9 protein-coding genes and 1 riboswitch are annotated in these 11,899 nt (G+C 68.6%); of the genes, 4 read left to right on the plus strand and 5 right to left on the minus strand.

Annotated features, from left to right (window positions below):
• Positions 1–22: 22 nt before the first annotated feature.
• The 3 genes from cydB to hisC all read right to left on the minus strand — a co-directional run bounded on the left by cydB (position 23) and on the right by hisC (position 3,852).
• On the minus strand, positions 23–1,024 hold the full coding sequence (gene cydB, locus ACFWJW_RS10440) for a cytochrome d ubiquinol oxidase subunit II (RefSeq protein ID WP_387237601.1): 1,002 nt from the start codon (positions 1,022–1,024) through the stop codon (positions 23–25).
• 9 nt (positions 1,025–1,033) lie between these two features.
• The gene (locus tag ACFWJW_RS10445) at positions 1,034–2,542 is read right to left on the minus strand and encodes a cytochrome ubiquinol oxidase subunit I (protein WP_387237604.1); all 1,509 of its coding nucleotides are present in this window, start codon (positions 2,540–2,542) and stop codon (positions 1,034–1,036) included.
• Positions 2,543–2,772: 230 nt separating this feature from the next.
• Positions 2,773–3,852 carry a histidinol-phosphate transaminase gene (hisC, locus tag ACFWJW_RS10450; RefSeq protein WP_387237607.1) on the minus strand — a complete coding sequence of 360 codons (1,080 nt, stop codon included), beginning with the start codon at positions 3,850–3,852 and terminating at the stop codon, positions 2,773–2,775.
• Between the two features lie 403 nt (positions 3,853–4,255).
• Here hisC and ACFWJW_RS10455 point away from each other — a divergent pair, with 403 nt between their 5' ends.
• The 3 genes from ACFWJW_RS10455 to ACFWJW_RS10465 all read left to right on the plus strand — a co-directional run bounded on the left by ACFWJW_RS10455 (position 4,256) and on the right by ACFWJW_RS10465 (position 7,838).
• Positions 4,256–5,356 (plus strand): LacI family DNA-binding transcriptional regulator, encoded by a 1,101-nt coding sequence (locus ACFWJW_RS10455; RefSeq protein ID WP_387237611.1) that lies wholly within the window; start codon positions 4,256–4,258, stop codon positions 5,354–5,356.
• Positions 5,357–5,607: 251 nt separating this feature from the next.
• Positions 5,608–6,723, plus strand: a complete 1,116-nt coding sequence (locus ACFWJW_RS10460) for a metallophosphoesterase (protein ID WP_387237614.1) — start codon at positions 5,608–5,610, stop codon at positions 6,721–6,723.
• A gap of 224 nt (positions 6,724–6,947) precedes the next feature.
• A complete protein-coding gene (locus ACFWJW_RS10465) occupies positions 6,948–7,838 on the plus strand; it encodes a hypothetical protein (protein WP_387237617.1) in 891 nt (296 codons plus the stop codon).
• Between the two features lie 126 nt (positions 7,839–7,964).
• Here ACFWJW_RS10465 and thiC read toward each other — a convergent pair whose 3' ends face one another.
• Positions 7,965–9,743, minus strand: a complete 1,779-nt coding sequence (gene thiC, locus ACFWJW_RS10470; protein WP_387237620.1) for a phosphomethylpyrimidine synthase ThiC — start codon at positions 9,741–9,743, stop codon at positions 7,965–7,967.
• Positions 9,738–9,894: riboswitch (TPP riboswitch) on the minus strand. It overlaps the preceding gene by 6 nt.
• A 71-nt stretch (positions 9,895–9,965) precedes the next feature.
• On the opposite strand from thiC, the gene ACFWJW_RS10475 reads away from it, so the two are divergent.
• A complete protein-coding gene (locus ACFWJW_RS10475) occupies positions 9,966–11,378 on the plus strand; it encodes a YibE/F family protein (RefSeq protein ID WP_387237623.1) in 1,413 nt (470 codons plus the stop codon).
• A gap of 39 nt (positions 11,379–11,417) precedes the next feature.
• Here ACFWJW_RS10475 and ACFWJW_RS10480 read toward each other — a convergent pair whose 3' ends face one another.
• Entirely contained in the window at positions 11,418–11,840 is a 423-nt protein-coding gene (locus ACFWJW_RS10480; protein WP_042150901.1) for an SsgA family sporulation/cell division regulator, read from the minus strand.
• Positions 11,841–11,899 lie beyond the last annotated feature (59 nt).

Consider the following 11,899-nt stretch of genomic DNA (forward strand, 5'->3'; position numbering starts at 1 on the left):
GCCCCGAGGGGCGGTGGCTCAACTAGTGGGCTTCGGCTATGTGTTGGGTGCCGATGCGCTTACGGAACACCCAGTACGTCCACCCTTGGTAGAGCATCACGAGCGGTGCGGCGAAACCGGCACCCCACGTCATGATCTTCAGGGTGTAGGGGCTGGAGGCGGAGTTGCTGACCGTGAGGTTCCAGCTCTCGTTCAGCGTGGACGGCATGACGTTCGGAAAGAGCGTCAGGAAGAGCATCGTGACCACGGCCACGACGGTGAGGCCGGAGAAGGCGAACGCCCAGCCCTCGCGCCCGAGCCGGTTGGCCCCGAGCGCCGCGACCAGCGCGACCACCGCCACGATCATGGCAATCAGACTGGTGCTGTCGCCCTTGTCGGCCTGGGTCCAGCCGAGGAAGCCGACCGCCGCCACCGCGGCGACCGGTCCGAGCACGGCCGCCCTCCTGCGCGCCCGCTCCCGGATGTCACCGACCGTCTTCAGCGAGGCGAACACCGCACCGTGGAAGGTGAACAGCGTCAGCGTGACCAGACCGCCCAGGATCGCGTACGGGTTCAGCAGATCGAGCAGGCTCCCCACGTACTCCTTGTGGGCGTCGATCTTGACCCCGTGCACGATGTTGCCGAAGATCACGCCCCACAGCACCGCGGGCAGCAGCGAGGTCCAGAAGATCGTGTGCTCCCAGTTCCGCTGCCAGCGCTCCTCGGGCCGCTTGACGCGGTACTCGAAGGCGACACCGCGCAGGATCAGGCAGATGAGGATCAGCAGCAGCGGCAGGTAGAAGCCGGAGAAGAGGGTGGCGTACCACTCGGGGAAGGCGGCGAAGGTCGCACCGGCCGCACTGATCAGCCAGACCTCGTTGCCGTCCCAGACCGGCCCGATGGTGTTGATCAGTACCCGCTTCTCCTGCCGGTCACGGGCGAGGAGCTTGGTGAGGACGCCGATTCCGAAGTCGAATCCTTCGAGGAAGAAGTACCCGGTCCAGAGAAAGGCGATAAGGATGAACCAGACGTCGTGGAGTTGCACAGTCGCCTCCTAGTACGAGAAGGCCATCGGCCGGTCGGCGTCCGTGCTGTCGCCGCCGATCTTGGTGGGCGGGTTGAGGTCGGAGTCGTTGAGCTCCGGGGGGCCGGCCTTGACGTACTTCACCAGCAGCTTGATCTCGATCACGGCGAGGATCGCGTAGAGCGTGGTGAACACGATCATCGAGGTGAGGACCTCGCCCTGCGAGACGCCCGGGGACACCGCGTCCGAGGTGCGCAGCACGCCGTAGACGGCCCAGGGCTGACGGCCCATCTCGGTGAAGATCCAACCCCAGGAATTCGCGAGGAGCGGGAAGCCGAGGGTGACGAAGGCGAGCGACCAGTACCACTTGCTCAGCCGGGCACCGAGCTCCCGGTTCTTGGTGAGCACGAGCCGGGGTGGTTCCTCGTCCCCCGTACGCAGCCCCGGCGCCAGCCAGAACTTCTTACGGGTGAGCCACAGCCCGGCGAGCCCGATGGCGAACGACGACATCCCGAAGCCGATCATCCAGCGGAAGCCCCAGTAGGCGACCGGGATGTTGGGACGGTAGTCACCGGGCCCGAACTTCTGCTGCTCGGCCTTGTTGACGTCGTTGATGCCGGGGACCGGCGAGGTGAAGTCGTTGTGGGCGAGGAAGGAGAGCAGACCGGGAACCTCGATGGCGACCTTGTTGTGCCCCTTGTCGACATCCCCGTAGGCGAAGACCGAGAACGGCGCCGGCTTCTCCGTCTCCCACAGCGCCTCGGCGGCGGCCATCTTCATCGGCTGCTGCTTGAACATCACCTTGCCGAGCTCGTCACCGCTCACCGCGGTGAGGATGCCGGCGATCACCATCGTGATCAGCCCGAGCCGCAGCGAGGTCCGCATGACCTTGATGTGCTTCTTGCGCATCAGGTGGAAGGCGGAGATGCCGACCATGAACGCGGCGCCGGTCAGGAAGGCCGCGGTCAGTGTGTGGAAGACGACGACCAGGGTGGTGTCCTGGGTCATCACCTTCCAGAAGTCGGTCAGCTCGGCACGGCCGTTGGCGGCGTTGTACTTGTAGCCGACCGGGTGCTGCATCCAGGAGTTCGCCGCCAGGATGAAGTACGAGGAGAGCAGGGTGCCGATCGACACCATCCACATGCAGAAGCAGTGGATCCTCTTCGGCAGCTTGTCCCAGCCGAAGATCCACAGGCCGATGAAGGTGGACTCGAAGAAGAACGCGATGAGCGCCTCAAGGGCCAGCGGAGCACCGAAGACGTCGCCGACGAACCGCGAGTAGTCGGACCAGTTCATACCGAACTGGAACTCCTGGACGATGCCGGTGACGACACCCATCGCGATGTTGATCAGAAACAGCTTGCCCCAGAACTTGGTGGCCTTGAGGTACTTCTCCTTACCCGTACGCACCCATGCGGTCTCGAGTCCGGCCACCAGAGCGGCGAGGGAGATCGTCAGGGGGACGAACAGGAAGTGGTAGACGGTCGTGATGCCGAATTGCCATCGCGCCAGAGTCTCTGGCGCCAACGCCAGTTCCATGTCGTGCTCCTTACGTCGCCGTGTGGCACCACGGCAATGCCCCTTATGCACCCAATAAAAGGCGCATAACGGATGGGCTTGTGAACGCGTTCACATTCACAAGCAATTATCTCCTATGCCTTTTCAGCCAATCCCCGGGGGGTACGTGACCGCGGTCACGTACCGCGGAAACGCCCCGAGGCCGCGGGTCGGGCGGACCCACGGCCTCGGTACGGCGTCCTGACGACGGCCTACAGCGCCTTGCGGAACTCCTCCGCGGCCTGAAGGAACAGATCCATCGCCGAGCTCTCCCCGATCGTCACCCGCACTCCTTCACCGGGGAACGGCCGCACGACCACCCCGGCCCGCTCGCAGGCCGCGGCGAAGTCGACCGTACGGTCCCCCAGCCGCAGCCAGACGAAGTTGGCCTGCGACTCCGGGACCGTCCAGCCCTGCCCGAGCAGCCCGTCCACCACCCGCGCCCGCTCGGCCACCAGCGCATCGACCCGCTCCAGCAGCGCGCCCTCGCTGCGCAGCGACGCCACCGCCGCCTCCTGCGCGAGCTGGCTGACCCCGAACGGCACCGCCGTCTTGCGCAGCGCGGCGGCCACCGGCTCATGGGCCACCGCGAAACCGACCCGCAGCCCCGCCAGGCCGTACGCCTTCGAGAAGGTCCGCAGCACACACACGTTGGGGCGGTCGCGGTAGAGATCGATTCCGTCCGGCACCTCGGCGTCCCGGATGAACTCGCGATACGCCTCGTCCAGCACCACCAGCACATCGGCCGGCACCCGGTCCAGGAAGGACTCCAGCTCGGCACGGCGTACGACGGTGCCGGTGGGGTTGTTGGGGTTGCAGACGAAGATCAACCGGGTCCGCTCGGTGATCGCGGCAAGCATCGCGTCCAGGTCGTGCACCTCGCCGGAGGTCAGCGGGACCTGCACGGATGTGGCACCGGAGACCTGGGTGATGATCGGGTACGCCTCGAACGAACGCCAGGCGTAGATCACTTCATCACCGGGCCCGGACGTCGCCTGGACCAGCTGCTGAGCCACCCCGACCGAGCCGGTGCCGGTCGCCAGATGCTCCACCGGCACCGAGAACCGCTCGGACAGCTCCGCCATCAGGCCCGTGCAGGCCATGTCCGGGTAGCGGTTGAAGGACCCGGCAGCGGTCACCGCGCTCTCCAGGACCCCCGGCAGCGGCGGATAGGGGTTCTCGTTGGAGGACAGCTTGTACGTGACGGGGCCACCGGCCGCCGCCGGCCGGCCCGGCTTGTAGGTGGGGACGCCGTCCAGCGCAGCACGCAGCTTCGGGGTCTTCTCGCTCACCGCAGGTCCTCCTCGACCGTCCGCTCATCTCCAATACTGCACACCTTATGAGGATTAACCCGTTCGGCGGCAGCCCCGACCCGCTGGCGGCGCCTCTCCACCACCTGGACGGGCCCGCCGGAGAGCCCCGCGCAATCCCTCCTGGGAGCGCTCCCCGGACCGACGCACGCCGGTGGCTTACGCCGTGGCGCGCATCCCCCGTCAAGGTGACTTGAGACCACTTCGGGACCGGAACCGATCGACAGGTGAAGGCGGAATTTCTCCCCCGGAATGATCACCGCGAACTCCAACTCCCTTTATTTTGCAGGGAATTGGCGACTGATCACCGTGCAGAAACGTGCCTTTCCACAGTCGTTGGTCGACCCCTGTCAATTGCCTTGACGAGCCCTACTATCGGCTCGCCATGACAGCAGCAGGGAAGCACCAGGTGAGCCGGTCGACCGGCCGCCGGCTGGGGCGGGCGGGCATCCGGGACGTGGCCGCCGCAGCCGGTGTGTCGATCACGACTGTCTCCGACGCGCTCAACGGCAAGGGCCGGCTTCCGGATGCCACCCGTAGCCATGTCCGCGAGGTGGCCGACCGGCTGGGCTACCGCCCGTCCGCAGCCGCCCGCACGCTCCGTACCGGCAAGTCAGGGCTCCTCGGCCTGACCGTGACCACATACGGGGACGAACCCTTCACCTTCACCGAATTCGCCTACTTCGCCGAGATGGCCAGAGCCGCCACCTCCGCGGCCCTGGCCCGCGGCTATGCGCTGGTCATCCTCCCGGCGACCTCCCGCCACGACGTGTGGTCCAACGTCGCCCTCGACGGCACGGTCGTCATCGACCCCGCCGACGGCGACCCCGTCGTCACCGAACTCGTCCGGCACGGCATCCCCGTCGTCTCCGACGGCCGCCCCGGCGGCGCGCTGCCCGTCACCGGCTGGGTCGACAATGATCACGAGGCGGCCGTCCTCGGTCTGCTCGACCATCTCGCCGACGCCGGCGCCCGCCGCATCGGACTCCTCACGGGCAACACCACCGACACCTACACCCGGCTGTCGACCACCGCCTATCTGCACTGGTGCGAGCGGGTCGGCCAGGATCCGGTCTACGAGTCCTACCCGGCACACGACCCGTGCGCGGGGGCCGTCGCCGCCGACCGGCTGCTGGCCCGCCCGGACCGCCCGGACGCCGTCTACGGGCTCTTCGACCCCAACGGGACGGACCTGCTCGCCGCCGCCCGGCGCTACGGCCTGCGGGTTCCGGAGGACCTGCTGCTGGTCTGCTGTAGCGAGTCCACCCTCTACGCCGCCACCGAACCGCCGATCACCACGCTGTCCCTCAAACCGCGCCGCATCGGCACCGCCGTCATCCAGATCCTCATCGACGCCATCGAAGGGCTGGACAACGGGCGGCCCATCGAACAGGTGATACCTACCGATCTCATCGTCCGTGCCTCGTCCCAGCGACGGTCACCGAGAACGACCGTCAGCCCGCCGCGGGGACCGGCCGGCAACTGAGGGTGCTCCCACATACGGACGACCCGGCGTTCTCTTCTCCGCGGAAAAAACACGGCGATCTTGGGGCAAATCAGCCGCGAACGCCGGGCTCTGGCGGATTGACCACCCCCGGGTGCGTCACAACCCGCGACCAGCATTCCTATGATGGGCGCACGACACCGCGGACCGCCGTCGACCAGGCAAAGGTCCGAGAGGTGCACGGCGGCGCGACGGTGGAGGGGTCGATGACTCAGGGGGCCAGTCTGGGACCCATGGTGCGAACCATGGCGGGAGAAACTCCGGCGCCTGCTCCGCCGCCCGGAGTGCCTTCCGGCGCGCCCGCAGGGTCCCCCGTGCCGCCCGTCGGCCCGCCGCTGCACATGCCCGCCGGTGCCCCTGCCGCACCTCCGGCCGCGCCCCCCGCGGCGCCACCGGCCGAGCTGCCCGAGGAGTACACCCCGACCGCGCGGGACCTCCCGGTCATCACCCCGGGCCGTACGGACACCCTCATCGACCACCCGGCGGTCGTCCCGGTGCCCGAACCGGCCCCGGACCCCGACGCGCCCGAGGGCATGGGCCCGCTGTACGTCGTCGGCGATGTGCACGGCTACTACGACGAGCTGCGCGAGGCGCTGGCCGCCGAGGGGCTGATCGACGCCGACGGCAACTGGGCGGCGGGCAACGCCCGGCTCTGGTTCCTCGGCGACTTCACCGACCGCGGCCCGGACGGGATCGGCGTCATCGACCTCGTCATGCAGCTTTCGGCCGAGGCCGCGGCGGCCGGCGGCTACTGCAAGGCCCTGATGGGCAACCACGAACTCCTGCTGCTGGGCGCCAAGCGGTTCGGCGACACCCCCGTACAGTCCGGCGCCGGCACCGCGTCCTTCCAGGCCGCCTGGCTCCTCAACGGCGGCCAGAAGAGCGATATGGACCGCCTGGAGGACCACCACCTCCAGTGGATGGCCCGGCTGGACGCGGTGATGGAGGAGGACGGGCATCTGCTCGTGCACTCCGACACCACCGCCTACCTCGAATACGGCGACTCCATCGAGGCCGTCAACGACACCGTCCATGACGTGCTCACCCGCAGCGAAGCGGATGAAGTCTGGGATCTGTTCCGCAAGTTCACCAAGCGCTTCGCCTTCCGCGACGAGGCCGGTTCGGACGCCGTCCGGGAACTCCTCGACGCCTACGGCGGTGACCGGGTCGTCCACGGCCACAGCCCGATCCCGTATCTGCTGGGCGAGGTCGGCACGGAGGACGGCGAGAGCGAGAGCATCGCGGTCGACGGCCCGCATGTCTACGCCGACGGCCTGGCCATCGCCATGGACGGCGGCGTCACGATGGCCGGAAAGCTGTTGGTCGTGCAACTTCCGTTGGCCGGCTGAGGGTTGGCCCGTTAGTCGTACGCCTGTCCGGCCTTCGGACGGTCAGCACGAAAACGGGGAGCGGCACCGGCGGAAACCGGTCGTGGCATTACTCAATTTCCGCAAACTCTCTGTCACGACGTGCCGGAGTCGCTCTACCATCGGTCTATCCGTAGCAGGCTCTCCTCCGTTTCCGCCCACTGCCCGGCGAACGCCGGCCGTACGGCCCTACGGAGCATCGGGGGATGCACATGAACAGCGCTCCGCACCTGCTGAACGAGGATCGCGCGGAATTCGCGCGGCTCCTCGATGAGGCACTGCGTACCGCCCCATACCGCCCGGACGACCTGACCACCGCCACGGGACACCCTTTCAACACCGAGCAGTTGCGCACGATGGCGCTCAGCGCGACCACCGCCATCGCCGCCTGCGCCACGGCCGAATACCAACGCTATGTGCAGCTCCGCGCCGAGTTGCGCACCCCGACGCCCCTCGTGTCCGTCGCCGATGCGGACGGCGAGGAGCAGAGCGCTGCCGCCGACGGGAGACCGGGACCGGACAGCGCCCCGGCCCTCGACGAGGCCGAAACCACCGGCGCCGGACTGACCGCCATGATCGCCGTGCTCGCCCCCGTGCTCGCCGGTATCGCCGCCGTGCTCTTCCTCCTCATCGGGTATGTGCTGCGCGCCGTCAGCTCCGACAAGTCCCTGGCCCAGCCGCTGATCAGCGTCGGCTGGATCTTCGCGGCGCTGACCGCGGCGGGCACCCTCGTCGCCATGGCCGGCCTGCTCATCACGGCGCTGCGCAACGGCGCCTCCGCCCAGGTCGCCGGAGCGGAGGAGCCGTCCGAGGCGCTGTACCAGGCCCACGAGGCATGGCGCCGCGCCCTCCTGGAACGCGGTCTGCTGCCCTTTCTCCGTGCGGCCCTCACCGACCCCACCGCCACCCCGGACGACGACCCCGCCCGCTACGTCCCGCGCAGCACCACGTCCCCGGAGAGCCGGATCCCCACCCTCGGCTACACCCGCCCCCAGTTCACCAGCCCCGACAGCGGCTCCTCGGGCTCCCGCCCGCGCTACTCCAGCCCGGACTTCACCAGCCCGGATTACGGCGGGCCGGATCAGCGGACGGACTAGGGCCTGTCTGCGAAGTCCCGTCGTTCGCTGGTGCGGCCCTTTCGGATCCGAGCCGGTGGGGCGGCACCAGGAAGGCCCCCGCCCGTCGGGCAGGGGCCTTCCGCAGGGTGCGTCCGGACGGGCCGGCTAGTCCGCGATCGGCAGATACACGCGGTTGCCCGCCGCCGCGAACTCCTTCGACTTCTCGGCCATCCCGGCCTCGGGGTCGAGGGCCAGGTCGCCGCCGTGTTCGCGGCGGATGTCCTGGCTGATCTTCATCGAGCAGAACTTCGGGCCGCACATCGAGCAGAAGTGGGCCGTCTTCGCCGGTTCGGCGGGCAGCGTCGCGTCGTGGAAGGCGCGGGCCGTGTCCGGGTCGAGGGCCAGGTTGAACTGGTCCTCCCAGCGGAACTCGAAGCGGGCGTCGGAGAGCGCGTCATCCCATTCCTGGGCGCCCGGGTGGCCCTTGGCCAGGTCCGCCGCATGGGCCGCGATCTTGTACGTGATGACGCCGGTCTTGACGTCGTCGCGGTCCGGCAGGCCCAGGTGCTCCTTGGGCGTGACGTAGCAGAGCATCGCGGTGCCCCACCAGGCGATCATCGCCGCTCCGATACCGGAGGTGATGTGGTCGTAGGCGGGCGCGATGTCGGTGGTCAGCGGGCCGAGCGTGTAGAACGGCGCCTCTTCGCAGATCTCCTGCTGGAGGTCGATGTTCTCCTTGATCTTGTGCATCGGGACATGTCCCGGGCCCTCGATCATGGTCTGGACGCCGTGCCTCTTGGCGATGGTGTTCAGCTCACCGAGCGTCCGCAGCTCCGCGAACTGCGCCTCGTCGTTGGCGTCCGCGATGGAGCCGGGGCGCAGACCGTCACCGAGCGAGTAGGTGACGTCGTAGGAGGCGAGAATCTCGCAGAGCTCCTCGAAGTGCGTGTAGAGGAACGACTCCTGGTGGTGGGCCAGGCACCAGGCGGCCATGATCGAACCGCCGCGGGAGACGATGCCGGTCTTGCGGCGGGCCGTGAGCGGCACATAGCGGAGCAGCACACCGGCGTGCACCGTCATGTAGTCGACGCCCTGTTCGGCCTGCTCGATGACGGTGTCCTTGTAGATCTCCCAGGTCAGTTCCTCGGCCTTGCCGTCGACCTTCTCCAGCGCCTGGTAGAGGGGGACGGTGCCGATGGGGACGGGGGAGTTGCGCAGCACCCACTCGCGGGTGGTGTGGATATTGCGGCCGGTGGACAGATCCATCACCGTGTCGGCGCCCCAGCGGGTCGCCCAGGTCATCTTCTCCACCTCCTCCTCGATGGAGGAGGTGACCGCCGAATTGCCGATGTTGGCGTTCACCTTCACCAGGAAGTTCTTGCCGATGATCATCGGCTCGATCTCCGGGTGGTTGATGTTCGCCGGCAGCACCGCGCGGCCGGCCGCGATCTCGTCGCGGACGAACTCGGGCGTGACCTTCTCGCGGACGGCGACGTACTCCATCTCCGCGGTGATCTCGCCGCGCTGGGCGTACGCGAGCTGGGTGACCGGGGCACCCGCACGGCCGCGGCGCGGCTGACGGGGGCGGCCCGGGAAAACCGCGTCGAGGTTCTTGAGTCCGCCGCGCGGCGAGGTGTGCTTGAGGCCGTCGTCCTCCGGCCGCATGGGGCGGCCCGCGTACTCCTCGGTGTCGCCGCGGCCGATGATCCAGTTCTCCCGCAGCGGCGCCAGACCGCGGCGGACGTCGGTATCGATATTCGGGTCGGTGTACGGCCCTGACGTGTCGTAGAGCGTCACGTCCTTGCCGTTGGTGAGGTGCACCCGCCGGACCGGCACCCGAAGATCGGGGCGCGATCCGGAGACATAGCCCTTGTGCCAGCCGATCTGCGGCGTTTCGCCATCGTTGGCACCGTTTTCGGGCGTGCGTGCATCCTTCAGAGTCATGAGACCCCAACTCCCTACGCCGGCATTACCCGGTAACAGGTTCGGCGGTCGACGCAGCGGCTTCCGTCCGCCGGCGTTTCACGTGAAACGCCGCTGGGACGGAGGTCAGCGCCCTCTCAGCCCGGTGCTCCGAGCTCCCGCGATTGCAAAGGTGCCACCACGGTAGCGGCCGATGTGGCGCGGTGAACAGTGGGCCCCTGGAGTTCTTGCGATGATCGGGCGGTGTCCGCTCACGAGTCCCACCACCATCCCGCCGCGCACTCCCATGGGCACGGCCATGGCCCTGCGGCGCCCGTCTCCCGGCATCTGCGCAAGGTCATCGCGGCTGTCCTGATCCCGTTCGCGGCCGCAGTGGCCGTCGGTCTGGTCGTGCTCTGGCCGGGCGGTGCGCCTCCGCACAAACCGTCCGGGGTCGGCTTCGATCAGCCCACGGAGAGCGCCCGAGTGGTCAAAGTGGCGGAGGTGAACTGTGCGGATGTCCATGCCGAACAGCAGCCCCAGCCCCCGTCACCGACGGGGCAGCCACCGGCCGGGGGAGCGGACAAGGGCAAGCCCTGCCAGCAGACGACGATCGAAGTCACCACCGGGCAGCACAAGGGGCGCACCTTCCAGACGGTGGTGACCCCGGACGCCCTGCGCCACTACACCACCGGCCAGGAGGTGGTGGTGGCGTACTCCCCCAAGGCGCCGAAGGAGTTGCAGTACTCGGTCAGCGATGTCGACCGGTCGCTCCCGATGTGGCTGCTGGCCGCGATCTTCGCCTTCGCAGTGGTGATCGTCGGCCGGCTGCGTGGCGTACTCGCACTGGTGGCGCTGGCGGCCAGCTTCGTGGTCCTGACGCTGTTCATCCTTCCGGCGATCTTGCAGGGCTCCAATCCGCTGGTGGTGGCGGTGGTCGGGGGCAGCGCGATCATGCTGATCGCGCTGTACCTCTGCCATGGGCTCACGGCCCGTACGTCCGTGGCCGTGCTCGGCACCCTGGCATCCCTGCTGCTGATCGGGCTGCTCGGATCGATCTTCATCGGCTGGGCGCTGCTGACCGGCAATACGGACGACACGACCGGGCTGGTGCACGGCCTGTATCCGGACATCGAGATCCGCGGTCTGCTGCTGGCGGGGATCATCATCGGTTCGCTGGGCGTGCTCGACGATGTGACGGTGACCCAGACCGCCGCGGTCTGGGAGCTCAAGGAGGCGGACCCGTCGGCGGGCTGGCGCAAGCTGTACGGCGCCGCGATGCGGATCGGCCGGGACCACATCGCATCCGTCGTCAACACCCTGGTGCTGGCCTACGCGGGCGCCGCGCTGCCGCTGCTGTTGCTGTTCTCGATCGCACAGAGCAGCGTCGGTACGGTCGCGTCGAGCGAGGTGGTCGCGGAGGAGATCGTCCGCACACTCGTGGGCAGCATCGGGCTGGTCGCCGCGGTGCCGCTGACCACACTGCTGGCCGCGCTGGTCGTCTCGGCGGACCGGAAGGAGCAGACCGTGCCGGCGAGCGGCGGCACGGGAGCCGGACAGGAGGCCGGGGCCAGGGTGGGTGCCGGGGGCGGGGTCAGCGGCGGCGTGCCGACGAGCCCCACGGGTGGCCGGCAAGGACGCCGTGGGGGACGCGGCAAGCGGCGTAAGCAGGGATGACGGGGAGGCGGGAACAGGGGAGGGGAACGACGGGCAGGCTCAGCCGGCCGGGGCTTCCGTGAGGATCCGGTCGAGCACCGCCTCCAGGGTGTCGCAGACCTCTTCCTTGCCCAGCGGCACCAGCCGGTCCGTACGGTCCAGGAAGGCGACCAGCGGCGCCGCACTCACCCGGAACAGCGCACGCTCGGCGCCGACTTGAAGGCTGATGAGGACATCGCTGAGGTGCTCGGGGGAGGCCGGCTCGATGCGCACATCACCCTCACCGGACGGCCGGCTCAGCCCGTCCAGCAGCAGCTCCCGGCCGAACGCCCAGGTCACCGGCGCATCGCCGGGAAGATCGAAGGTGAGGCGGACGGCGTACGGATCGGCGCTGGCGAAGTCCAGCTCCACCGGAATCCGGAACGCAAGCTCCTCCGAGACGACGAAGCTCATGATCACTTCTGCCTGAACTGTGTCGGTCATCAACCACTGCCCCGCACTTGATCGGAGATGGCCGGGAAACAACGCCCGTAGCCCTGTTG

It is taken from the genome of Streptomyces sp. NPDC127097, from assembly GCF_042724075.1.
In the GTDB taxonomy this organism is placed as follows: Bacteria; Actinomycetota; Actinomycetes; order Streptomycetales; family Streptomycetaceae; genus Streptomyces.

Excerpts from the sequence above, each read along its gene's own strand:
- ACFWJW_RS10480 (WP_042150901.1), bottom strand. The coding sequence starts at position 11,840 with ATGACCGACACAGTTCAGGCAGAAGTGATCATGAGCTTCGTCGTCTCG.
- ACFWJW_RS10465 (WP_387237617.1), top strand. The coding sequence starts at position 6,948 with ATGCACATGAACAGCGCTCCGCACCTGCTGAACGAGGATCGCGCGGAA.
- thiC (WP_387237620.1), bottom strand. The coding sequence starts at position 9,743 with ATGACTCTGAAGGATGCACGCACGCCCGAAAACGGTGCCAACGATGGC.
- ACFWJW_RS10455 (WP_387237611.1), top strand. The coding sequence starts at position 4,256 with ATGACAGCAGCAGGGAAGCACCAGGTGAGCCGGTCGACCGGCCGCCGG.
- ACFWJW_RS10460 (WP_387237614.1), top strand. The coding sequence starts at position 5,608 with ATGGTGCGAACCATGGCGGGAGAAACTCCGGCGCCTGCTCCGCCGCCC.
- ACFWJW_RS10445 (WP_387237604.1), bottom strand. The coding sequence starts at position 2,542 with ATGGAACTGGCGTTGGCGCCAGAGACTCTGGCGCGATGGCAATTCGGC.